The 21,307-nt window shown below is 59.6% G+C and carries 23 protein-coding genes; 11 read left to right on the top strand and 12 right to left on the bottom strand.

The genetic code is table 11. From position 1 onward, the window contains the following. Both PPA02S_RS06185 and PPA02S_RS06180 read right to left on the bottom strand, forming a co-directional pair. Positions 1-1,008, bottom strand: a complete 1,008-nt coding sequence (locus PPA02S_RS06185) for a zinc-binding alcohol dehydrogenase family protein (RefSeq protein ID WP_028633956.1) — start codon at positions 1,006-1,008, stop codon at positions 1-3. Positions 1,009-1,173: 165 nt separating this feature from the next. Then, positions 1,174-1,611, bottom strand: coding sequence for a nuclear transport factor 2 family protein (locus PPA02S_RS06180; RefSeq protein WP_028633957.1), 438 nt, complete (start codon positions 1,609-1,611; stop codon positions 1,174-1,176). A gap of 99 nt (positions 1,612-1,710) precedes the next feature. On the opposite strand from PPA02S_RS06180, the gene hisI reads away from it, so the two are divergent. From hisI to dksA, 3 genes are read left to right on the top strand one after another with little or no spacing between them, the layout of a single operon-like run. Then, a complete protein-coding gene (gene hisI, locus PPA02S_RS06175) occupies positions 1,711-2,124 on the top strand; it encodes a phosphoribosyl-AMP cyclohydrolase (protein WP_028633958.1) in 414 nt (137 codons plus the stop codon). Beyond that, a complete protein-coding gene (locus PPA02S_RS06170) occupies positions 2,121-3,467 on the top strand; it encodes a dihydroorotase (protein ID WP_028633959.1) in 1,347 nt (448 codons plus the stop codon). Before hisI ends, PPA02S_RS06170 begins: the two co-directional genes overlap by 4 nt. Positions 3,468-3,499: 32 nt before the next feature. Beyond that, the gene (gene dksA / locus PPA02S_RS06165; protein WP_028633960.1) at positions 3,500-3,904 is read left to right on the top strand and encodes an RNA polymerase-binding protein DksA; all 405 of its coding nucleotides are present in this window, start codon (positions 3,500-3,502) and stop codon (positions 3,902-3,904) included. 44 nt (positions 3,905-3,948) lie between these two features. On the opposite strand, the gene PPA02S_RS06160 is transcribed toward dksA, so the two are convergent. The 3 genes from PPA02S_RS06160 to PPA02S_RS06145 form a co-directional block, all read right to left on the bottom strand. Next, positions 3,949-4,203 carry a type B 50S ribosomal protein L31 gene (locus PPA02S_RS06160; RefSeq protein ID WP_028633961.1) on the bottom strand — a complete coding sequence of 85 codons (255 nt, stop codon included), beginning with the start codon at positions 4,201-4,203 and terminating at the stop codon, positions 3,949-3,951. 71 nt (positions 4,204-4,274) lie between these two features. Then, complete coding sequence (locus tag PPA02S_RS06155) at positions 4,275-5,210, bottom strand: LysR family transcriptional regulator (protein WP_154660077.1); 936 nt, start codon at positions 5,208-5,210, stop codon at positions 4,275-4,277. A gap of 147 nt (positions 5,211-5,357) precedes the next feature. After that, positions 5,358-7,616, bottom strand: coding sequence for a TonB-dependent receptor (locus PPA02S_RS06145; RefSeq protein WP_028633963.1), 2,259 nt, complete (start codon positions 7,614-7,616; stop codon positions 5,358-5,360). 408 nt (positions 7,617-8,024) lie between these two features. On the opposite strand from PPA02S_RS06145, the gene PPA02S_RS06140 reads away from it, so the two are divergent. Both PPA02S_RS06140 and PPA02S_RS06135 read left to right on the top strand, forming a co-directional pair. Next, positions 8,025-8,591: a hypothetical protein gene (locus tag PPA02S_RS06140; RefSeq protein ID WP_245614642.1), complete on the top strand. Its 567-nt coding sequence runs from the start codon at positions 8,025-8,027 to the stop codon at positions 8,589-8,591. Positions 8,592-8,617: 26 nt separating this feature from the next. After that, positions 8,618-8,995 carry a hypothetical protein gene (locus PPA02S_RS06135; RefSeq protein ID WP_028633965.1) on the top strand — a complete coding sequence of 126 codons (378 nt, stop codon included), beginning with the start codon at positions 8,618-8,620 and terminating at the stop codon, positions 8,993-8,995. A 27-nt stretch (positions 8,996-9,022) separates the two neighbouring features. On the opposite strand, the gene PPA02S_RS06130 is transcribed toward PPA02S_RS06135, so the two are convergent. From PPA02S_RS06130 to PPA02S_RS06120, 3 genes are all read right to left on the bottom strand, one after another. Further along, positions 9,023-10,312, bottom strand: a complete 1,290-nt coding sequence (locus PPA02S_RS06130; RefSeq protein WP_028633966.1) for a DUF2254 domain-containing protein — start codon at positions 10,310-10,312, stop codon at positions 9,023-9,025. A gap of 92 nt (positions 10,313-10,404) precedes the next feature. Then, positions 10,405-11,181 carry an alpha/beta fold hydrolase gene (locus PPA02S_RS06125; protein WP_028633967.1) on the bottom strand — a complete coding sequence of 259 codons (777 nt, stop codon included), beginning with the start codon at positions 11,179-11,181 and terminating at the stop codon, positions 10,405-10,407. A gap of 75 nt (positions 11,182-11,256) precedes the next feature. Next, the gene (locus PPA02S_RS06120) at positions 11,257-12,228 is read right to left on the bottom strand and encodes a LysR family transcriptional regulator (protein WP_042141380.1); all 972 of its coding nucleotides are present in this window, start codon (positions 12,226-12,228) and stop codon (positions 11,257-11,259) included. 87 nt (positions 12,229-12,315) lie between these two features. On the opposite strand from PPA02S_RS06120, the gene PPA02S_RS06115 reads away from it, so the two are divergent. After that, positions 12,316-13,239 (top strand): carbon-nitrogen hydrolase family protein, encoded by a 924-nt coding sequence (locus tag PPA02S_RS06115; protein ID WP_028633968.1) that lies wholly within the window; start codon positions 12,316-12,318, stop codon positions 13,237-13,239. Between the two features lie 112 nt (positions 13,240-13,351). Here the strand turns inward: PPA02S_RS06115 and PPA02S_RS06110 are convergent, their stop codons facing one another. Beyond that, positions 13,352-14,119, bottom strand: a complete 768-nt coding sequence (locus PPA02S_RS06110) for an SDR family oxidoreductase (protein ID WP_028633969.1) — start codon at positions 14,117-14,119, stop codon at positions 13,352-13,354. On the opposite strand from PPA02S_RS06110, the gene PPA02S_RS22975 reads away from it, so the two are divergent. Continuing rightward, the gene (locus tag PPA02S_RS22975; RefSeq protein ID WP_154660078.1) at positions 14,097-14,375 is read left to right on the top strand and encodes a hypothetical protein; all 279 of its coding nucleotides are present in this window, start codon (positions 14,097-14,099) and stop codon (positions 14,373-14,375) included. The two genes, PPA02S_RS06110 and PPA02S_RS22975, sit on opposite strands and share 23 nt — an antisense overlap. Positions 14,376-14,449: 74 nt before the next feature. Here the strand turns inward: PPA02S_RS22975 and PPA02S_RS06105 are convergent, their stop codons facing one another. After that, positions 14,450-15,397 carry an aromatic alcohol reductase gene (locus tag PPA02S_RS06105; protein WP_028633970.1) on the bottom strand — a complete coding sequence of 316 codons (948 nt, stop codon included), beginning with the start codon at positions 15,395-15,397 and terminating at the stop codon, positions 14,450-14,452. Between the two features lie 47 nt (positions 15,398-15,444). Between PPA02S_RS06105 and PPA02S_RS06100 the strand changes: the two genes are divergently transcribed. Then, positions 15,445-15,888 carry a winged helix-turn-helix transcriptional regulator gene (locus PPA02S_RS06100; RefSeq protein WP_028633971.1) on the top strand — a complete coding sequence of 148 codons (444 nt, stop codon included), beginning with the start codon at positions 15,445-15,447 and terminating at the stop codon, positions 15,886-15,888. 173 nt (positions 15,889-16,061) lie between these two features. Here the strand turns inward: PPA02S_RS06100 and PPA02S_RS06095 are convergent, their stop codons facing one another. Then, on the bottom strand, positions 16,062-17,384 hold the full coding sequence (locus PPA02S_RS06095; protein ID WP_028633972.1) for an APC family permease: 1,323 nt from the start codon (positions 17,382-17,384) through the stop codon (positions 16,062-16,064). A 94-nt stretch (positions 17,385-17,478) separates the two neighbouring features. Beyond that, the gene (locus PPA02S_RS06090) at positions 17,479-18,300 is read right to left on the bottom strand and encodes a carbon-nitrogen hydrolase family protein (protein ID WP_028633973.1); all 822 of its coding nucleotides are present in this window, start codon (positions 18,298-18,300) and stop codon (positions 17,479-17,481) included. A 160-nt stretch (positions 18,301-18,460) separates the two neighbouring features. Here PPA02S_RS06090 and PPA02S_RS06085 point away from each other — a divergent pair, with 160 nt between their 5' ends. The 3 genes from PPA02S_RS06085 to PPA02S_RS23425 all read left to right on the top strand — a co-directional run bounded on the left by PPA02S_RS06085 (position 18,461) and on the right by PPA02S_RS23425 (position 21,187). Next, positions 18,461-19,246, top strand: coding sequence for a helix-turn-helix transcriptional regulator (locus PPA02S_RS06085; protein ID WP_028633974.1), 786 nt, complete (start codon positions 18,461-18,463; stop codon positions 19,244-19,246). Between the two features lie 167 nt (positions 19,247-19,413). After that, positions 19,414-20,841, top strand: a complete 1,428-nt coding sequence (locus PPA02S_RS06080; protein ID WP_033728051.1) for a coniferyl aldehyde dehydrogenase — start codon at positions 19,414-19,416, stop codon at positions 20,839-20,841. A 124-nt stretch (positions 20,842-20,965) separates the two neighbouring features. Continuing rightward, the gene (locus PPA02S_RS23425) at positions 20,966-21,187 is read left to right on the top strand and encodes a nucleotidyltransferase family protein (RefSeq protein ID WP_248696670.1); all 222 of its coding nucleotides are present in this window, start codon (positions 20,966-20,968) and stop codon (positions 21,185-21,187) included. Positions 21,188-21,307 lie beyond the last annotated feature (120 nt).

The raw sequence follows: 21,307 nt of genomic DNA, 5'->3' as shown, positions 1-21,307 counted from the left end.
TTAGAACCCCTCAAGCACGATCTTGCCCTTCGCCTTGCCGCTTTCGATCACTGCGTGAGCGCGTTTCAAGTTGGCGGCATTGATCGGGCCAAAATGCTCGCCCAAGGTGGTCTTCAGCACGCCGTCATCGACCAGTTGCGCGACACGGCACAGCAATTGGTGCTGCTTGATCATGTCGTCGGTCTGGTACAGCGAACGGGTGAACATCAGTTCCCAGTGCAGCGACAACGATTTGCGCTTGAGCGGCATCACATCCAGCTGTGCCGGGTCATCGATCAGGGCCAGTTGACCCTGAGGGCGCAACACCTCCACCAACTGCTCTAGATAGGTGTCGGTGTGGGTCAGGCTGATCACGTGGTCGATGGCCTCCAGCCCCAATTCGCGCAACTGCGGCGCCAGCGGCGCGCTGTGGTCGATCACATGGTGTGCGCCAAGGTCCTTGATCCATTGCCGGGTTTGCGGGCGTGAAGCCGTGCCGATTACGGTAAGTTGGGTCAGGCGCCTGGCCAGTTGCACCAGTATCGAACCTACGCCACCGCCGGCGCCAATGACCAGCAGGCGCTGGCCCTGGCCGCCTTGCTCTTCGACACGCAGGCGGTCGAACAGCAGTTCCCAGGCCGTGATGGCGGTCAAGGGCAGGGCGGCGGCCTCCGCAACAGTCAGGCTGTGCGGCTTGGCGCCAACGATGCGCTCGTCGACCAGGTGAAACTCGCTGTAGCAGCCCGCGCGATCAATGGCACCGGCGTAGAACACTTCATCGCCCGGCTTGAACAACGTAACGTCAGCGCCCACCTCGCGCACCACGCCAACGGCGTCCCAGCCCAGCACCTGCGGCGTGTCGCCACCACGGCTGGCCCTGATCTTGGTGTCGACCGGGTTCACCGCAATCGCTTTCACTTCTACCAACAGGTCACGGGCGCTTGGCGTCGGGATGGGCAGGTCTGCGTCATACAGCGATTGCGCGTGCTCGATCGGTAGACCGGGTTGCGAATAAACGACAGATTTCATGAGGCTGGCCTTGAGCAATAGGAAAGAGAGTCAGGGTATTCCTGTCGCTGAAAGAGAAAAATAGCCTTGAAGCATTAAGACTTTGTCTCAGGCAGTGAAAGCCAGTTACGGGCCAGCAGAGGAGGAAGATCGTCTACGGAAGTAAAGGCTGTTCATGGCGGTAACTCATGCTTCGATCGACGAATGATGCCCAGTGATAAGCCACCGTTCATCGATGCGCTCGAAGGTGAACAGAAAGCGCGCCGGTACGGTGCACTGCTCGCCACCGTCCCGGTAGACGAACGTGTAAAGCCCACCCACCACCACGGTGCCCAGCTTGCGACTGACACGTTTCTTGAACACCTGGATGTCGCACACCAGGCCATCGTTGGCCAGGAAGTTCTCGAAGTAATTACGGCGGCTGTCGTCGCAGTCGCGTACCAGATTGGACAGGGTAGGGACCAGGATCGCGTCGGCAGCATACAGCGCCAGCACCTTGTCCACATCACGCGTGGCTACGGTTTCGGCCCACCTGTACAGGGCTGCCTTGGCACCTGCTAGGCAGGCCATCTCCGTGTCAGCATAGGGTGCCTGGGTGGCAGGTGATGGGGGGGTCTGGCTCATGAAGGCTTACCTTTTTATGACTAACGCAAGGGGAGGGGGCTGAAAAGATAACAACATATGTTATGTTATAACACATGCATTTTACTCAGGTCCCAGCCTATGTTCACTACCCTCGAGCACGCACGAGCGGGCGCCCGCTTTCCCCTGGACGATGTCATCGGCCATATCCCCTGGAACGACCAGGGGCTGGTGCCTGCCGTCGCCGTGCAATACGACACCGGCGAGGTACTGATGCTGGCCTGGATGAACCGCGCCGCCCTGCATGAGACCTTGCACACCCGCCGTACCTGCTACTGGTCCCGTTCGCGTCAGGGCCTTTGGCGCAAAGGCCTGACCTCTGGCAGCGTCCAGCACGTGAAAGAGGTGCGCCTGGATTGCGACGGGGACGCCTTGCTGCTGTTGGTCGACCAGGTTGCGGGGGCTTGCCATACCGGTCGACGCAGCTGTTTCTATAACGTCATCGACGGTGATGAGGTGGTGGTGCAGGGCAACCCGGCGGGGTCAGTGCCATGAGCAGCGTTCTTATCCGTAACGCCCGGGCGGTCAACGAAGGGGCTGTGTTCGACGCTGATGTCTTGGTGGCCCATGGCCGAATTGAAAAGATTGCCTCCAGCATCTGCAACGGTTCGGCCGAGGTGGAAATCGACGCCGAAGGGCGCTGGCTCATCCCCGGTATGATCGATGATCAGGTGCACTTTCGTGAGCCGGGTGCCAGCCACAAGGCGACCATCGCCAGCGAATCCCGCGCCGCCGTGGCCGGTGGTATCACCAGCTTCATGGACATGCCCAACACCAACCCGCCTACGCTCACCCTCACCGCACTGGAGGACAAGAAGCGCCGGGCGGCGGCCTCATCAATGGCCAACTACGGCTTCCACTTTGGCGTGAGCAACGACAACCTCGACACCGTGGCTGCGCTGGACCCACGCCAGGTGGCAGGCGTGAAGGTATTCATGGGGGCATCCACGGGCAACATGCTGGTGGATGACCCCAAGGTGCTTGAGCGGCTCTTCGCGCAGGTGCCGACCCTTCTACTGGCGCATTGCGAGCACACGCCCTCGATTCTGGCGAATGAAGCACGCTACCGGGAGCGCTTCGGCGACCATGTGCCACCCGAGATGCATCCGCTGATCCGTGACGCCCAGGCGTGCTGGCGCTCGTCCAGCCTGGCTGTGGAGCTTGCCAACACCCACGGCACACGGCTGCATGTGCTGCACCTGACCACCGCACGGGAGCTGGCGCTGTTCGAGCCTGGCCCGGTGCTGAACAAGCTGATCACCGCCGAGGTCTGTGCGCACCACCTGCTGTTCGATGACAGCGACTACGCCGCCCTGGGCCACCTGATCAAGTGCAACCCGGCCATCAAGGCCCGCGAAGACAGGGATGCCTTGCGCCGGGCATTGCTCGACGACCGCATCGATGTGATAGGTACCGACCACGCACCGCACGCCTGGGCTGAGAAGCAACGCCCCTATGCGTCGGCACCCTCCGGGTTGCCCCTGGTGCAGCACGCTTTGCCGGCCCTGTTCGAGCTGGTGGAGGAAGGCCTGTTACCCCTCACACAGTTGGTGCGCAAGACCAGCCACGCGGTGGCCGACCTGTTCGGCATCCAGCACCGCGGCTACCTGCGCGAAGGCTACTGGGCGGACCTTGCACTGGTCGAACGGCTGGCCGTGCCGCGGCCGGTTCGCCTCGACCCTGTCCTTGCCCACTGTCAATGGACGCCGTTCGAACACCACAGCCTGCGCTACCGGGTTACCACCACCCTGGTGTCCGGCCAACTGGCCTGGCATGAGCAGCGCCTGCACGACAGCTGCCAGGGCCTGCCATTGGCCTTCGCTGCCTCGCGTCGCTGACCTCACCACACCCAGAATCAAGAGATAACACCATGACGGAACAAGAACTGCTGGGCATGCCTGCCGAGGCCTACATGGACGCCGCCCAACTGGCGTTTTTCCGCGACCTGCTGCTCGCCCAGCGTACCGATTTGCAACAGCGCATCGACCACGAGTTCGAACAGATGCGTGACTACGAGCCCAGCAGCGACCCTTCCGACCTGGGCACTGTGGAGGAGCAACGGCAGTGGCAGCTGCGCCTGCTGGAGCGGGAGAAAAAGCTGCTGGACAAGATCGACGAATCGCTTGAGCGCATTGCACGCGGGGAGTACGGCTGGTGCAAGGACACCGGCGAGCCTATCGGGCTGCGCCGCATGCTGTTGAGGCCAACGGCCACCCTCAGCATCGAAGCCAAGGAACGGCAGGAGAGAAAGGAGCGTCACCTGCGTGACGATTGAACGGCCCTGGCGTGCCTGAGGGCAGTGGCCAGGGCAGGAGGCGGTTATTTGCCGGTGAATGCCGCGAAGCGCTTGTTGAAGCCAGCAACGCGGCCTTCGGTCTTGGCCTTGCGTTCCTGACCGGTATAGACGGGGTGGGAGGCACTGGATATGTCGAGTGTGACGTACGGGTAGGTGACGCCGTCGCTGTGGGTATGCGTCTTGTCGGTATCGATGGTGGAACCGACCAGCCAGAACGCATTCGCAGAAACGTCATGGAACAGGACAGGGCGGTAGTTGGGGTGGATGCCAGGCTTCATGAGTAAGGTCCTTGAAATGATATAAAGTAACAATATAGATGATATTCACTCTCATTCCAAGGTCGGCACTCTCAGTTCGCCAGTTTCAACGCAGGGCCGAATGCAGCAGGCCGGGCGTCAGCCTCTTTGATGTACTCCAGCAGCCGTTCGCAAGCCGGACTCAGCCGCTGCTCGCGCCGCTGGATGACTGCATAGCGGGCAAACGGGCGCAACCCCTCTTCCAGTTGATCCAGGGGTTGAACGCCGAGCGCGGCCATTTCCGCTTCAAAGCCGGCCACCTGCATGAGCCCGATCAGATCGCTGCTTGCCACCACCCGCAGCAGCCCGTTGGCAGTATCGCTTTCCAAGGCTACCGCTGGGGGCTGAACCCCCAGTACCCGGGCCATGCGGCCGAGCACCGGGCGTGCACCGGCTGGCAGCGCGACCGGGAAGCTGAACAACCGTGCGGCTGTGAGTCGGCCAGGCTGTTGCAACAATGGGTGGCCCGCCCTGCAAACCAGTGCCATGCGTTGGGGATGCAATGGGGTTACCTCGTACTGCTCATCCAGCGTGAAGGGTTCCGAGGCCGTGATGAGAAAATCCAGCGTGTCACGCTTCAGCCCTCGCACCAATCCCTGCCAGTGCGCCACCTCCAGGCGTACCTGCATGCGCGGGTAGTCGCCCAAGAAACGCGCAATAGCGGGTGGCACAAGCCGTTCGCCGGCCAACGGTGCGCAGCCCACACGTATTTCGGCGGCCTCAAGCCCGGCCCCGGTGTGCAGTTCGCGGGTGAGGCGCGACATGCCCTCCAGCACGCTGCGGGCATGCTGCAGCACACGCTCGCCCTGTACCGTAGGCTGAAAGTTGCGGCCCGATTGACGATCGACCAATTGGCAGCCCAGCGCCTCTTCAAGACCTCGAATACTACGGCTGAAAGCTGGCTGGGTGATGTTGCAGGCTTCGGACGCCCGCACGAAACTGCGGTGTTCGATGAGGGCGACAAAATGGCTGAGCTGTTTGAAGTTCATGGCGCGGTCGACGGTAAGGAGGGCGCCGGCACTAAACACGCCGGCGCTTGGGACGACCAGAATAAGGAAATTATTTATTCCTAAATAGAATCAATATTCATATTCTTATGCGCCTATTTTTACTGCCTGCCACCTGATGGTTTTTGCTCAGAAGTCGACTGACGCGCTCAGGGACAAGGTGCGTGGCGCTCCCAGAACCAGGTAGTTGGAACCCGGGTAGCCACCCGCAGACGCCCAATAGTCACGCCCGGCAACGTTATCCAGGCGTGCACGCAGGGTCACGTCCTTGTCGTCCACCTTGAAGCCGTAACGCGCACCCAGGTCCAGGCGGGTCCAGGACGGGATTTCCAGGCTGTTGGCGTTGTTCACGTACTGGCGGCTGGTATAAACCACCCGGCTGGTCAAGGTCAGCCCATTCACGCCGGGTACGTCCCATTCACCACCCACGTTAGCCTGGGTTCTGGGCACGCCAATGGGTTCGTTGCCATCATTCTGGCCGTTCTGGGTCTTGGTCAGTTCAGCGTCCAGCAGCGTCACCCCACCCAGCAGCCGCACCCCAGGGCTTGGCTCGCCGAACAGCGAAAGTTCGATACCACGGTTGCGCTGTTCGCCACCGTCCTTGAATACCTGGTTCTCGACGATGCCCACCGGCTTGCGGGTCTCGAACACGGCCAGGCTACCGCCCAAACCGCCGCCGTCGTATTTCACGCCAACCTCGGTCTGTTTGGCCACATAAGGTGCCAGGGAGGCGCCAGCGTTGAGGACGGGCGCCTTCGAGCCGTCGGGCAGGGTAGTGGTGGCACCCGCCGTGTCGCCCTTGGTCAGGCCTTCGATGTAGTTGGCGTACACGGAGAACTGCTCATTGAGCTGATACACCACACCGGCTACAGGGGTGGTCTCGTAGCGGTTGTACTGGGACGTTTTGTCACCCGAGTTGTAGTCGTAACCGGTCACGTCCAGGCCCTGGCGGCGTGCGCCGAGGGTAACGAGTAACTGGTCATCGAAAAAGCCGAGTGTGTCGGCGATGGCAAGGCTCTGGGTGTGGGTGCGTGAGGTGATGTGTGGGTCGGACATGGAGCCGCTGAAACTGGTGTTGCCTGGCTTGGCCACGGTGAAGGGGTCGTACAGGTCATTGGCAAACCCGGTAAAGTTGCCAGCCCAGGCATTGCGGTCCTTGGTGTCGTACATCGCGCCGGATACCACCCACTGATGCGACACGGGGCCGGTCTGCAGGCTGTAACGCATGCCCACCTCACCGGTGGTTACGGTTTCTTCCCGGTAATTGTCAAAGCGCGTGGAGCGTGTCACGCCGTTTGCATCGGAAGACGGGTTGGCCAGCACGTTTTTCTCTTCGCCCTTGCGCATGCCCACCGCCGCCCAGGTGGTGAGCGCGTCGGACAGGTCGTACTCGGCGCGGAAGGTCCCGAACGTCTGTTTTTCTTTGGAATAGGTCCAGGGTTGCCCGTAGTTCTTGTCGGCATCCGGTGGGCTGGGCACCCGGCCGGTGGGGGTGACGCTGGGCAGCGGGTTGTCGATGAAGTGGTACTGGTTGCCAAGGTCCGCCGACAGGCGCAAGCGCTCACCCTGGTAATCCAGGCCCAGGGCGAACATGTCCAGCGAGCGGTCCTGGTCCTGCACCGCCGTTTCACCGCCGCGTTTGGCCACGTTCACGCGTACGCCAAAGCGGTCCTCTTCACCGAAGCGCCGGGCCACGTCGGCGGCCACCGTGCCGAACCCGCGGTTTTCCGCGCCCACGGTCAGCCGGGTGAGCGGGGTATTTGGTGCGCGTTTGGGCAGAATATTGATAGCCCCGCCAATGCCCGTGCCGCCCGGGGCTGCGCCGTTGAGGAACGCGCTGGCACCCCGGAACACTTCAACCCGCTCGATGAATTCCGAGGCCACGTATTGCCGAGGCAGCAGCCCGTACAGCCCGTTGTAGGCGATGTCATCGGAGTACAGCGGGAAGCCGCGCATCATGTACAGCTCCTGGAAGTTGCCGAACCCCCTGGCGATGCGCACAGAAGGGTCGTTTTGCAGGATATCCGCGACGCTGTGGGCCTGCTGGTCCTGGATCAGCTGGTTGGTGTAGGAGGTGGAGGTGAACGGCGTCTCCATGTAGTCCTTGTTGCCCAGGATACCCACCCGCCCACCGCGGGCCACCTGGCCACCCTCGTACTCAGGCACAAGGCCGTCCCTGGATGCGTCTGCACTGGCCGATACCGCTGTCTCTTCCAGCTCCAGCACCGCTCCCTGTGCCCCCTTGGCGCTGGCCGGTTGCGGAGTGGGGACGGGGATCTCCAGGCTCTGCTGTGCCAAGGCCATGGGGGATGCAACGCTCGCAACAAGCCCAAGGGGCAGCCAGACAGCGCGCAACGCGCATTTGCGCGGGAAGTTTGGGACGTACATGAGTCGACCTGCTTGAGGAAAAGGGGATGACGGGATCCAGCCTGGCGGCGGAGAACTGCATGATAGCGATTGCGAATCATTACCGCTTAGATTTTATGTAACGGCGGGAGCGCCCGCCTGCAGGGGCGGGCATGTCGTCGGCAGGGATAGGGAGTGGCAGACAGGTCAAATCGCGGGCAAAAGAAAGCCCGCTGCTAGGCGGGCAAGGTCTATCACACGTAGGGATAGCTTCAGGATCGCGCAGAGGGGGTGAAAATTAAGTGAAAGGAACGTCTTGAGTTTGTTTATTTTTGCGGTAGCAGGCAGGCCCTCAGTGCATCCGCCTAGTGCGCATGTACTAGATAGCCCTTTGCCAACCAACGACCGTGCAACGCTTGCAGTTTTTCACTAATGGCAAAGGAATGGCTCATGATGCGCTCTCCAACATGGCGATTGCTGCCGCTAGCACTGCTGTGCAACGCCGTCTCGGCCCAGGCAAGTGATGTGCTGATGGGCGACTACTGGGTGGTTCACTATCAGGGCGGTCTGGGCAAGCAACAGGTGTTCCTCGCCGATGGCGACCCCAAGAATATCTTTGCACGCCCGGGTGGTGCACAGTCGTTGGGGGTGTACCGGCTTTACGAAGAGCCGGGAAAACCCAATTTCACCGCCTATGACGTCGAAATCGACTGCAAGAAGAATCGTGCACGCGTCATGGGCGCGCAGGACTTCAGCAGTGTGTCCAACCAATTTCGCAAGGGCAAGTTCAATGCCCAGTGGCAAACCAAACCTGAGCCTTGGGTGGCGCAAAGCCGCGATTTTGTTTGTAAGCCAGGCGAACGCCCAGCGAAGAAAATGGAGCGCCTGGGTGTGATGTCTGCATCGCAAATGACCAAGGCGGGCCCTCAACTGTTCGAGATCCTCAACCGTGAATCGCTCAAGGTCGAGCTGATCAAGCAGATAGACGAAGCCTTTGCACAGATGCCTGCCAAGTAAGCCGGCTTTCAGGGAGAAATAACCTAATGCACCGATTGTTCATGCTGTGCCTAGGCGCGGCCTTGCTCAGCGGCTGTTCTTCACTGGAGGCCACCAGTGCCTGGAAAGGCCGGCCTGTTGGCGAATTGATCGACCATTTCGGCGCGCCGCGGGTGATCATGATTGCGCCGGACCAGGACCTGGTGGTGCTCAGATACGTGCGAGACACCGACTACATCACCCGCGAGGCGGCAGGCACGTACACCGGGCCAATGAACGGGCAACTGGTACACCAGGAGTACTGGGAAGACGTGCGGCATTCAGGCAGCTGCGAAATCAATGTATTCGTGAACCGGGCGCACATCGTCGAGAAGGTCAGGGCCAATGGCCGGTGCGCGGTTGTGCAGATGGCACCGAATACGTAGCCAGGCATGCTGACACGCCTTTGCCAATTAGCTCGGTCTACTGCCGGGCAATGGCGCCGACGACAAAACCAGCGCCTGCAGCCGCGCTTTGTCTTCCTCCAGCGGTAGCGCGCGTTCAGCGCGCTTGACCAGCAGGGCGGCATGCATGGCGCAGGCCTGCCCAAACTTGTCTGCGTCAATAGCCGCCAAGCTGGCGAGTGCCTTGATAAAGCGGATATCGATTTCAAGCAGGCCCGCTCCGTCGCGCGCGATCAGCGTGAAAAAGTCATCGAACATGTCATCCACACTCAGCGCACGCACGTATACATCCCTGCATGGGTGTTTGGCTTCCTGCTCGGGCGCCTGTTGAGCCCACTGGGTGAAACAGCGTACCCCCCGGCCTATCACGTCTATCACGGTGCCTGAGTCGTTGGTGGCGGGCGACAACGCGCGCGATGCGATCTCTGCCAGCACCGACAGCCCGAAGCGTGGGTCTTGCTCATAAGTGCGGCGCAAGCCGATGGTGAGCGCGGCCAATACCGCAGTTTGTAACTCAGCGCTGACCTGCTGGCTCCCTTTGCCCACGATGTGCGCAACCACGGCACCCAGATGCAGGAAACTGCCTGGCAGCACTTCCAGGTAAATGGCCACACCATGCTGCTTGGCCGCAAGCGCCAGGGCATTCACATCCACGTGTTGGACGTAGCCGGTGCCAGCACTCACGAGGGTGCTGGCATGGGCGGGCAGGGCAAAATCGCGGGGGTAGGCTTCGCCGCCCAGAAACGGCCAGCGCGCCCGGTTTTCCAGCGCCGTGATAGTGGCGACCTCCACACGGTCGATGGTCTCACCGACCCGGCCGAGCTTGGACAGGTGATCGATCCAGCGCAGCAGCGTGTACACGATCAGAATGACCATCACGAGGGTGACCGCAAACAGCACCACCCGGCCCTGCGCGCCATAGGCACCGGTGCTCAAGGCAATGATGCCCACCAGGCTGAACAGGAACGAGCCTATGAATGTGGCCAGTGCGTTCTGGGTGGTGGAGTCTTCCATCACCAGGCTGGTGGCCCGCGGGGTCACGCCGCTGCTGGCGGCGCCATAGGCCGACACCATGGTGCTGAGGGAGAACGTGGTCACGGCCAGCATGCTGGAGGCGATGATGCCGAGGATCTTGTCGACCGAATCCGCACCGACCTTGGCCGGCAGTGAGGGCGGCACGAAGTCGCGGAAGGCGATAGCCAGCAAGGCGGTGAGCACACCGATGAAGGAGAACAGGGTGGCGCGAAACCACAGCCGTTTTGTGGTTTGTGCCAGTGCCCAACGCCAGCGAGCGATCATGCGGGAGCCCTTGTTTCGTGATCAACGATCGAGAGACGACAGAGCTGCCGCCGTATTGGCCGATTGAGTGGGATCAAGGCGCAATAGTTTCATCAGCGTGGGTTGAGAAACGCTTCCAGCATCGGCATCAGCCATTGAGGCCGGCTTTCATGGGGGGAGTGATCGGCAAAGGCGAGGTTGAGCAGCTGCGCCCCAGGCACTTGGTCTGCCAGTTCCAATGCGTTGATACGGGACACCAGCAGATCTTCGTCACCGCGCACCACCAACAAAGGGGCGGTGATGGTACTGACGCTGGCGCCTGGGTACCCCGCCTCGCTGGTGTCGAGCCAAAGTGCTTTGACTGCATCCATCAAATGGGCAAAGTCAGGTTCCGGATTCAATGATTCGTACTGTTCGACGTCTTCTGCAAACAGCCCTCGCCACTTCGCAGCGGTTATGCCTGCATACAACCCACGCGTAGGGTCATCCTGGTTCAACGCCCAGTGGGCACCCAGGGTAACCAGCTTGTCCACTTGAACCTGCTTGGAGGCAGCAAGGCGCAGGCCGACAATGCCGCCATCGCTGTGCCCAATGATGCTGACCGATGTAAGCCCCAGGTGTTCAATAACGCGCTCTACATCCTGCTGCAAGCGCTGGTAGGTGAGGCCGGCAGCGCCCAACGTGGATTTGCCTTGGCCTCGGCTGTCGATACCGATCAAGCGCCAGTGTTCGGCAAGGTATGGGGTGATGGTATTGAAGGTTTCGATGTGGCCGAGGCCGCCGTGCAGCAGAATCAGTGTAGGGGCGTCTTGCGCACCCAGCTGTTCGAAATAGATACGGGCGTCGTCGATATCGAGGTAAGCGCCGTTACGGTGATTGAAGACATTCATGTCAGAACCTTCCCTGTTGCAAAGCGGTGAGCGGATAGAGGGCGGCATTGTATGTTGGATTGCGGTTGGGCCCAATCAAACCGAGCCGGTCAAATCACGCTGCACTCCGTCATGACCGAGCACCAGGTCGTGCGCCCCCATGGCCTGCAGCACCTCGCCAATCAAACCGCTAACCTTCCGCACCACCGGATCCCGCGCGCTGTCCACCCGCCAAGCCAGTTCGACCGAGTACCTGGGCAAGTCGATGGGGCAGGGGCAGCAGACCACCGCACTGGTCTTCGCCAAGGCATGGGCTGCATGGCTTGGAAGCGTGGCAACGCAATGGGTGCCCGCCAGCAGGCTGGGCAGTACGGCGAAGTGGGTGGTGGAGGCCTCGACCGTGCGTGACCTGCCCAGCGCTGCCAGGGCTTCATCGACCACGCCTACGTACCCACCCGACGACACCAGCAGGTGATTGCGCTCGAGAAACCCGTCCAGGGTCAGCTCAACCGGTTGCTGATCGGCTTGCCGGGCGATCAGGCAAGCGTAACCGCCGGTGCCCAGCACCTTGCGGCCCAGCGCCTGCGAACCGAGGGTACCTGCGGTCAAGGCCAGGTCGATATGCCTGCCCATCAAGGCATCGCCTGCCACCATGCTGTGGGTCTGCTTGAAGATGATCCTGAGCCCCGGCGCGCTGCGCTTGGCCAGGTCGACCAGTTGCCTGCCGATGGCCAGTTCGTGGTCATCGGAGAGCCCGAGCGTCAGGGTGCGCCCCGTGAACCCGTCGCCATCGGGGCTGGCGAGCAACAGGCTCTGACGGCACTTTTCCAGGGCGCTGGCGATCACCGGCCGCAGTTCTTCGCTCTTGGCCGTGGGGCGCAGGCCCCGGCCGGTCCGTTCGAACAGGTGGTCTGCGTACACCACACGCAAGCGCGTCAACGCAGCACTGACGGCGGGTTGCGTGATACCCAGGCGGATCGCGGCGCGGCTTGCACCGCCTTCTTCGTACAGGGCTTCGAACACTTTCAGCAAGTTGAGATCCATGCCCAAGATATCAATACTGCTCATATCAGTTAGTCAGCCCTGCGGATTGATTGATAGGTGGCCTGGGCGGACTATACCCATATTCCAGCCCTAACACCCGAGATGACGACTATGGCCACCACTACCGTTGCTGCACTGCAAATTGGCTCCAGGCCTGAAGGCAAAACCAGCACACTCGAGGCCATCCTGGCCTACGAGCCAAAGATCAAACAGGCGGGCGCCAACCTGGTGGTCATGCCAGAGGCCGTGCTTGGCGGTTACCCGAAAGGTGAAACCTTTGGCACCTACCTGGGCTATCGGCTGCCAGAGGGGCGGGAAAGCTTCCAGCGTTATTACGAGAACGCCATCGATGTGCCGGGCGTGGAAACCGACGAGCTGGCCGGGCTTGCCGAACGCACCGGTGCTCACTTGGTTGTGGGTGTGATCGAGCGGGGCGGTAATACCCTGTACTGCACGGCGTTGTTTTTCTCACCGGAACACGGGTTGGTCGCCAAGCACCGCAAACTGATGCCAACCGGAACCGAGCGCCTGATCTGGGGCCAGGGGGATGGCTCGACCTTGCCTGTGCTTGAGGCGCCATTCGGCAAGGTGGGCGCGGCGATCTGTTGGGAGAACCACATGCCGCTGCTGCGCACTGCGATGTACGCCAAGGGCGTGCAGGTCTGGTGCGCCCCTACGGTGGACGAGCGGGATGTATGGCAGGCGTCGATGCGCCACATTGCTCACGAGGGCCGGATGTTCGTGGTCAGTGCCTGCCAGGTGCAGCCTTCGCCGAAGCAACTGGGTGTGCAGGTGCCGCATTGGGACGAGGACCGGCCACTGATCCAGGGCAACAGTGTGATTGTGGGGCCACTGGGCGATGTGCTTGCCGGGCCGTTGCGTGGGGAGGAGGGGTTGTTGACAGCGCAGATTGATATCGAGGAATTGACCCGGGCTCGGTATGACTTCGATGTGGTTGGGCACTATGCGCGGCCAGATGTGTTTTCGCTTTCGGTCGATGAACGCGTGAAAAGTACCGTGGTGTTTAGCCGGTAACTGTACCTCAGCACTGGTGTTCCGGATTGTTTGGTACCGCCACGATCAGTAAGACCAGTGGCGACTTGAGTTAACAATACTCCAGTCGCCGCTGTGCCAGTGTTGCGCTCAACTACTCGCCGACCCGCGCAGCGACCATCTGGTCGTTGAACTGCTTGAAGAACTCGGCATATCCGCCATTCACCTCTGCAAACCGTAACGGTTTCACGCGCTCGACCAGAATCTCCTCCGCATCAGGCGAGTTCTGGAAAATGCCCATGACTTCGTCGATGTAGTCCTTCAGAGGCATGGCATGGGGGTCATTGGCCTGGCGCTCGCCCATCAGCTCGGTCTGTACGTAGGGCGGCACCAACTCGTGAACTTTCACCGCCGTGTCCTTGAGCTGATAGCGCAGCGACTGGCTGTAGGAATGCACTGCTGCCTTTGTCGCGCAGTAGCTGGGCGTGAGTGCCAGTGGCACGAAGGCAAGACCTGAGGAAACCGTTACGATGGCGGCGTGGGGTCGGGTCAAAAAGTGCGGCAACAGCAAGCCATCGAGGCGGATCGGGCCCACCAGGTTGGTGGCGACGGTAGTCTCGAGTTCTGTGGCGCCGTCGCGTAGGGATTCGCCACGCATGATGCCGGCACAATGGATCACTGCGTTGAGTTGCGGGTAATCGATGATCAATTGCCTGGCGACTTTTTGTGTAGATTCTGGGTCGCTGGTGTCCAGTACCACGTAGTGCAGGCCGGGGTTAGCCTCGGCCACTTGCTTGAGAACGGCCTCGCGGCGCCCGGCGATGATGATTTCATTGCCCAGCGCCAGAAAGGCTTCAGCGAGCGCACGGCCGATACCGCTGCCGCCACCGGTGATCAGGATGGTATTGCCTGTGGTTTGCATTGCAGGTCTCCTTGGGAATTCGGACGTTAATGCCCCTTTTATCATTCCACTGCTGTTGTCGGTCATATCACTGCTGCTGGGCGGCCTGACTGTATCGAGTCGATGGGGAGTGCCTCGCTGGCTGGCGGGGCTGGTGCGGGTGCCGCTGGTGATCATCGCTTTACTGCTGTCGCTGATAGCGACGTTGTTTTTTATGGGTGAGCCGCAAGCGGTATTCAGCCATTGGCAAGCGGCAGTTCGAATAATCTGGCGATGAACCCCGGCCCAGTGCCGCGCTATTGATCAGGGTGTAAAGCTGACCAAGTTTTGATGGACGAGTGCGCTGCACCTCTACAACATCCCCTCGCGACTGCGAAGATTGGCTCGAGCCCATTGTTCAGCGCTGGTCATGGGTATTCCATGGACTGCGTTAAAGGTTGCTGCCACGTCCCACGCCACACCTTGGCCGAGTGCGAAAACTGCCCGGTATTTTCGTAAACGGTCGTCTGGTCGTTGCTCAAGTTCCGCCAACACCTGAGGAATACCAAGCTCTCTACGTTGTATTTTCCGTTCGAGGACGCGCTCCACCAAGTTTGCCAGAGCACCATAGGTGAGGGTGTCACCAGCGGTATATACAATCTGGTTAACAAGCCGTGGTGTATGCAGAACAATGGCTGCGGTGAGCGTACCTATGTCTTCAGGGGTTGTGACCGTGACTTGTGTGTCGAAGCTGCCTAGTGCATTCACCTGTCCTGCGGTCAGGTCAACCACCCCGAAAGCAGGGTCGAACAGAAAGCTGGTGAACATACCTGTAGAAATGATGACCCATTCCGTTCGGGCCTGGGCACGTAACAAGTCGCGAACATCCAGTTGCTCGTCGAACAGATCTTGAGGGCTGCCACGCCCAATCAAATCGTAATCAACGCCAAATTGCCATGGAATATAGCGCTTCACCCCAGATGAAAGCGCGGCTTCAGTGAGCTTCAGTTGCGTGCCACGGCCTGCGGCAAACCCCACGCAGCTGATGACTGTGTCAAAACGTCCCAGCACGCCAGCAATCTCCTCGACGGTAGCAGTGGCGATGTCCAGTGTCTCGACGGCAATCCCCAGCCCCCTGATGGTTTGGATATCGTGATGTTTATCAGCTGACGAACACTCCTCGGTGGCCTGGCGCAGCAGCACGGTAATGCCTGACGACTCGGTCAATCTCGCTGCCAACCCTCGTAGGACGGCAAGCCCCAGCTCGCCGGCACCTAATACCAGAATGCCTTGTTTGACGTTTGAAATAGTAGTCATCATGGTTAACCTCTTTTTGACGTACTCCATCCGAAGTCAGGGATCTTGTCATGGGTATCGATGAGCAGAAAGTAGGTACACCGGTGATACCGAGCGGTCTGGATGCTCAGGAAATCGTCCGGCTTTCGCAACAGGCCTGCCGCGCACTTAGGGACGATGAAGATGGCCTCAAGCGAGATATTCTCGGTCATGCCGGTAATCGGTGGTCACTGGGCGTGGTGCACGCGCTGGGTGTAAAAAGCCCCCTGCGCCATGCAGAGTTACGCCGTCAGTTGAACGGCGTGACTCAACGCATGCTCACACATACCCTGCGCCAGCTGGAGCGCGATGGGCTGATATCCCGCCATGACTTCGGGGAGAAGCCGTTGCGTGTTGAATATGCGTTGACCGACCTTGGGATGGGATTGTTGGTCCAGATGATTCCTCTGTGGACATGGGTGCTAGGGCAGTCAGAAAGGTTCACCGATGCGCGAAGACGTTATGACCAGTGCTAGCGCCCTCTCAGACTCTCTCATTCAACTTATGGGCGATGTCATCTGCAGGGGGGGCTAGTCCACGAGGTGGTAGGTTTTTACTCAGCGATCAGTGACTGCAATGAGGAAATGATGGCAGATGCGCCGGAACACGCCCTGTCGTTTCCTGGCAAAGGCAGGGCGTCCGATCAGACCTAGGCTTCCTCGAAACTCATCTCTGGAGGGAGGTGTTTGAAACCGCGAGTCAGCACGGTGAGATAGATCATGCCGAGACAAAGCCAACCTATGCCGAGGTAGATTGCCAAATGATCCAGGCTCGCCATCAGCCAGAGGTTAGACGCGAGCCCTACCACTGGAAACGCCAAGTACATCAGCGCCGCCCTGCCACCGCGCTTTTTCATCGGGAGCCAGTAATGGAAAATCACGGCTAGGTTTACGAGACTGAAGGCGAGGAAGGCGCCGAAGTTGATGAACGAGGTAGACGTCGTCACGTCCATGCGCAGAGCGAGCAGGGCGACTACGCCACACAAAATGATGCTGGGAACAGGTGTGCTGAAACGTTCACTGAGCCTGCCAAAAAACGAGCGCGGAAGCACGCCATCACGGCCCATCGCGTACAGCAATCGGGATGCACTGGCCTGAGCTGAAAGGCCGGAGGTGAACTGCCCTACGATCAGTCCTAGAAGGAAAATGCTAACGAAGACATCGCCTCCGATGTTCTTGGCAATTTCGTAAGCCGCCGCATCTGCGTTGGCGAAGTCGGCCGATGGGTGAGCGAGTTGAACGAAGTAGCTGCAAGCGATGAAGATGCCCCCGCCAATCAACGTGATCAACATGATCGCTGTGGGGATGTTCTTGCGTGGGTCTTTCGTTTCTTCGGTCAGTGTGCTGACGGCATCAAAGCCCAGGAAGGAGTAGCAGGCGATCGCCGCACCACTCATGATGAGTGGAAGTTGAGCGCCTTCTTTGAAGAAGGGCTCAAGTGTCCAAAGAGGCCTGGTCGGGTCACCCCATACGTAGTGCACGGCCAGGACAACGAACGCCACGAGTACCAGTAGCTGAATTAGCATCAGCAAACCATTGACCGTTTTCGCCAAACGCAGGCCAATCACATTGATCGTTGTGGTGATGCCGATGAATGCTAATACCCAGAGAGCCTGGGGGACGTTCGGAAAGGCAGAGTGCAGGTAGGCTGCACCGATTAGCCATATCGCCATGGGAAGGAAGAGGTAATCGAGCAAGACTGCCCAACCTGTGATGAAGCCTAGCTGTGGACTTATAGATTTACGCACGTAGCTGTATGCCGAGCCAGCGACGGGAAATGCACGCGCCATGTTGCCGTAGCTGAACGCGGTGAACAGCATGGCGATGGAAGCGGCAAGGTAGGCCGCGGGGACGATCCCGTCGGTCGTATCAGCCAGAATCCCAAAAGTGCCAAGGACGATGATAGGGGTCATGTAGGCGATGCCGAATAGCACCACCGAGCCCAGCGAAAGTGTCCGCTTGAGTTTGGCCATTACTGCTTGCTCCAGTTTGTGATTGTTATTCAGAGTCGAACGTTGCGCCGTCCGTGGCAGCCATGCTTCTTCAATGGTTTGGATAGCCGAGCACTCAGGCGGGGATGATCAGCTCGCGAAGTCCGGTGTCGTGCTCGACGTGCTTACCGGGCAACTGGATGCGACGTTGCGCGACGTAGGTGTAATGGCGGCGGGACAACTGCAATTCTGACAAGTCCAGGTTGACTGTCATACGGCATTCGCTGCGACCCGCTTCGCACAGCAGTTGGCCGTAGGGGTCGACTGCTGCACTGCCGCCAGCGAATAGCAAGCCGCCGTCGCCTTCTCCGACCCGGTTGACCATAACTGCGAAAGCCTGGTTTTCCATAGCGCGTGCAGTGATCGCGGCTTTGTGGGTCGCCCCATAGGGATCCATATTGCCGTTGGTGACGATGATCAGCTCTGCGCCCAATTGCCCCAGCGCTCGGGCTGTTTCTGGGAACTCGATGTCAAAGCAAATCAGCAAACCGACTCGGACGCCTTTGAACACGGCGGTGGCAAAGCGATCGCCTGGGGTGAATACGCCGCAGTCGGATGACCAAAGGTGAGTCTTCCGGTAGCTCAGCGCCACGCCTTCTGGGGTGATCAATACAGTGGTGTTGTAGAACTTACCGTCGTCTCCCGCTTCCGCCGTGCCTACTACGACACCCACGTTCCTTGCTTTAGCCGCTTGCTGAACTGCGACTAGGCTAGGTCCATCTAAGGGTTCAGCGATGCGTGTTATGTTCTCAGCAGATGGAAACCCCATTAGCTGGGTTTCAGGAAAAACGATAAGGTCGGTATCAGCTCCGCAGCTGTTAATCGCCTCGACTGTGCGCTGTAGGTTGTACGCAGTGTCGCCATCACTGCCCGCCAATTGGATAAGCTCGACCTTCATTTTGATCCTCGACTAGCAGCCTCAATTTCCATGCTCTGGCGGCATGAAGCATTAAAAACAATCCCGGTGCAGGGTCTGTCAGCGTAAGCTAGCCCGGATTATGGGGGGTCATCACTACGCCGGGTATTACGCCCGGGAGGTAACCCCACAGGGGTAGAGCATGAATTTAACACTGCACGAAATTGCCTGGCACCGATCTATGGGCCAAATGATCGAGTCCCTGGACAAGGACAATTTCTGGGCGGCGCTGGCAAGACTGCTTGGCGAGTACGTCGCATGCGATAGCTGGGTTGCGCTGGTGTTTACGGTTGGGCGTCCGGTGGTTTTTGCTGAGTCTCCTACGGAGGATGGAAATCCAGATCCTCTGTTTCAGGACTACCTGAATGGCCTGTATTTGCTGGATCCATTCTACGTAGCCAGCCGTGAATCAGCGGTCAATGGATTGTTCCGGCTATCTGACGTAGCCCCCGAATGTTTTGACCAGACCGACTACTACCAGCGCTATTTCAGACTCAATGTCGTCGCCGACGAGCTTCAGTTCAACGTGCAGTTGGATTCGCAGCGCACGCTCTGCCTTTCCCTCGGGAGCAAGCGCCGATTCACCCTTGAACAGGTGACGTTGCTCGAGTTGTTGCGACCGTGGGTTGCTGCGCTGATGCGCCAGAGGATGACTTTTGAACGGGAGCTGCTTGACGCCGCCACGGAGCCCGCGCCGCATTGGCAGAGCAGGATAGAATCCCGCGTAGGACAGATCAACCCACCCCTGACGGGGCGGGAGCTAGAGGTTGGCCAGCTGGTGCTCAGTGGGTACTCCAGCAAGGAAATTGCCGGCAAGCTTGAGATCTCCGTGGAAACTGTCAAGGTTCATCGCAAGCACATGTACAGCAAGCTCGGTATAAAGTCGCAATCAGAGCTCTTTTCGCTGTTCCTGCAAGCGCAAATGTGAGTGATGGGCCACTCGGTGATAAAGGCAGTGATCTACTAACCCCGGATACCTTTTTAGGCGAGAATGCTCGCTGTACAGCGGTTTCGTGCCGCCGGCGGTTGCGGAAGAAAAACTCAATTCTGTGTCCGGGAATTGTTGACCACTGCATGCGATCACAAGAATCCCTCATGAACGTTCAAATCAATATCCCCGCCGAGTTCGTCCAGTGCCTGGAAGGCCAGCGCGCTCATTTCGAGGCCAACCGCTTCCCCGACCATGCACAGCGCGTGGCCGACCTCAAATCACTGGTGCGCATGGTCGCGGATAACCTTGAGCAACTGGTCGAAGCAGTCAACCGTGACTACGGCTGCCGGTCGCGCTTTGAAACGCTGTTCGCCGAGATCGCCGTGACCCTTGACGGTCTGCGATCGGCGATCAAACAACTGAAGAAGTGGATGAAGCCGCAAAAGCGTCACATCGACCCGCTGCAGTTGCCATTGGCCAAGGCACGCCTCATTCCGCAACCGATCGGTGTGGTCGGTGTAGTGGTGCCGTGGAACTTCCCGATTGCCATGGCCATGCACCCATTGACCTGCATCTTCGCAGCCGGTAATTCGGCCATGGTCAAGATGTCAGAAAACTCAAACCACCTGGCCCAGTTACTGCGCCAGCTGACCCCGCGCTATTTCCCACAGGGCAAGTTGGCGTTTTTCGCGGACGGCGGTGGCCATGGTCCCGCCTTCACTGCGCTGCCGTTCGACCATATCTTCTTCACGGGTTCGTCGGCCACCGGCAGCGCCGTCATGGCCAATGCTGCACGCAACCTCACCCCGGTAACGCTAGAGCTGGGCGGCAAGTCGCCGGCGGTCGTTGCGCCGGACTTCGCCATCGAAACCGCCGCACAGCGTATTCTCTGGGCCAAGATGTTCAACGCCGGGCAGGTGTGCACCAGCGTCGATTATCTATTCGTTCCAGAAGGCCAAGTTCAGGCCTTTATCACCGCGGCCAAGGCTTACATAGCCCGGCATTACCCTGATATCAACCGCGGGGACTACACGGCGATCATCGATCAGCGCGCCTACGACCGCCTGCAGGCCTCGCTAGCCGACGCCCAAAGCAAAGGCGCGCGCATCGTGCCCTTGTTGGAAAACCAGAAGCCGGATGCCACTCGGCGCATCATGGCGCCGCATATCGTGCTCAACCCGAGCGAGGCCATGGACGTGATGCAGCGCGAAATCTTCGGGCCGATACTGCCGATCAAAACCTACAAAACCCGCGAGGAAGTGGTGGCCTACATTAATAGCCATCCACGGCCGCTAGCCTTTTACGCTTATACCCGCGATCGCGATCTGGCCGACTGGTACGTCTACAACACCTTGTCCGGCGGCGTAACGATCAACGACAGCCTGCTGCATGTGGGTGTGCACAGCCTTCCGTTCGGTGGTATTGGGAACAGCGGAATGGGCCATTATCACGGCTACGAAGGCTTCCTGGCGTTCTCCAAACTGCGGCCGGTGCTGTACCAGGGCCCGATACGCGGTATCAACATGTTGTTGCCACCCTATGGAAAATTGGCCGATCGAGTGGTTAACCTGTTGATCGGGATGAAAAGCTAATGAGGATTGTGATGGAGGAGGGCGCTGTCCCAAGCCACACCTCTGACCAGTACCCTGGCACGAGCGGTCTTGAGGGAAGGCCACCGAATGAAGCCATGATCAACCAGCATCCACATCCGGTGACATGCACGTGACGTCTCAAGTGGGCAATAGCAATAGCTCGAGAATTAAAGCAATTATTTCGGATGACCCCATTCGGCGGAGGGTGCTCGAAATAGTGCGGTCCTTGAACTTGCCCGACTGCTGGATAGGCGCAGGTTTCGTCCGGAACGCGATTTTGGATCATCTGCACGGTAGCAGTGCATCTAGGGTCTCAACAGACTATGAACATTGCGAGCTCAGTTAGTGACTTTACCCCTGAGTTCTAGTGTGAAGCTGCCGACCTGGGGTTCGACCAAGGTCACAGTCGACGGTTCATTTCCATAGTGATGCTTCCCAAACTCGATCTATTCAAATCGTAGGCGTA

The sequence above is a fragment of the Pseudomonas parafulva NBRC 16636 = DSM 17004 genome (assembly GCF_000730645.1).
GTDB lineage: Bacteria > Pseudomonadota > Gammaproteobacteria > Pseudomonadales > Pseudomonadaceae > Aquipseudomonas > Aquipseudomonas parafulva.
The sequence above is the reverse complement of the archived record's forward strand: the minus strand, read 5'-3'. Positions and strand labels throughout refer to the sequence as shown.

Coding starts and splice junctions, on each gene's coding strand:
- PPA02S_RS06185 (WP_028633956.1), bottom strand. CDS start 1,008: ATGAAATCTGTCGTTTATTCGCAACCCGGTCTACCGATCGAGCACGCG.
- PPA02S_RS06180 (WP_028633957.1), bottom strand. CDS start 1,611: ATGAGCCAGACCCCCCCATCACCTGCCACCCAGGCACCCTATGCTGAC.
- hisI (WP_028633958.1), top strand. CDS start 1,711: ATGTTCACTACCCTCGAGCACGCACGAGCGGGCGCCCGCTTTCCCCTG.
- PPA02S_RS06170 (WP_028633959.1), top strand. CDS start 2,121: ATGAGCAGCGTTCTTATCCGTAACGCCCGGGCGGTCAACGAAGGGGCT.
- dksA (WP_028633960.1), top strand. CDS start 3,500: ATGACGGAACAAGAACTGCTGGGCATGCCTGCCGAGGCCTACATGGAC.
- PPA02S_RS06160 (WP_028633961.1), bottom strand. CDS start 4,203: ATGAAGCCTGGCATCCACCCCAACTACCGCCCTGTCCTGTTCCATGAC.
- PPA02S_RS06155 (WP_154660077.1), bottom strand. CDS start 5,210: ATGAACTTCAAACAGCTCAGCCATTTTGTCGCCCTCATCGAACACCGC.
- PPA02S_RS06145 (WP_028633963.1), bottom strand. CDS start 7,616: ATGTACGTCCCAAACTTCCCGCGCAAATGCGCGTTGCGCGCTGTCTGG.
- PPA02S_RS06140 (WP_245614642.1), top strand. CDS start 8,025: ATGATGCGCTCTCCAACATGGCGATTGCTGCCGCTAGCACTGCTGTGC.
- PPA02S_RS06135 (WP_028633965.1), top strand. CDS start 8,618: ATGCACCGATTGTTCATGCTGTGCCTAGGCGCGGCCTTGCTCAGCGGC.
- PPA02S_RS06130 (WP_028633966.1), bottom strand. CDS start 10,312: ATGATCGCTCGCTGGCGTTGGGCACTGGCACAAACCACAAAACGGCTG.
- PPA02S_RS06125 (WP_028633967.1), bottom strand. CDS start 11,181: ATGAATGTCTTCAATCACCGTAACGGCGCTTACCTCGATATCGACGAC.
- PPA02S_RS06120 (WP_042141380.1), bottom strand. CDS start 12,228: ATGAGCAGTATTGATATCTTGGGCATGGATCTCAACTTGCTGAAAGTG.
- PPA02S_RS06115 (WP_028633968.1), top strand. CDS start 12,316: ATGGCCACCACTACCGTTGCTGCACTGCAAATTGGCTCCAGGCCTGAA.
- PPA02S_RS22975 (WP_154660078.1), top strand. CDS start 14,097: ATGGTATTGCCTGTGGTTTGCATTGCAGGTCTCCTTGGGAATTCGGAC.
- PPA02S_RS06110 (WP_028633969.1), bottom strand. CDS start 14,119: ATGCAAACCACAGGCAATACCATCCTGATCACCGGTGGCGGCAGCGGT.
- PPA02S_RS06105 (WP_028633970.1), bottom strand. CDS start 15,397: ATGATGACTACTATTTCAAACGTCAAACAAGGCATTCTGGTATTAGGT.
- PPA02S_RS06100 (WP_028633971.1), top strand. CDS start 15,445: ATGGGTATCGATGAGCAGAAAGTAGGTACACCGGTGATACCGAGCGGT.
- PPA02S_RS06095 (WP_028633972.1), bottom strand. CDS start 17,384: ATGGCCAAACTCAAGCGGACACTTTCGCTGGGCTCGGTGGTGCTATTC.
- PPA02S_RS06090 (WP_028633973.1), bottom strand. CDS start 18,300: ATGAAGGTCGAGCTTATCCAATTGGCGGGCAGTGATGGCGACACTGCG.
- PPA02S_RS06085 (WP_028633974.1), top strand. CDS start 18,461: ATGAATTTAACACTGCACGAAATTGCCTGGCACCGATCTATGGGCCAA.
- PPA02S_RS06080 (WP_033728051.1), top strand. CDS start 19,414: ATGAACGTTCAAATCAATATCCCCGCCGAGTTCGTCCAGTGCCTGGAA.
- PPA02S_RS23425 (WP_248696670.1), top strand. CDS start 20,966: ATGCACGTGACGTCTCAAGTGGGCAATAGCAATAGCTCGAGAATTAAA.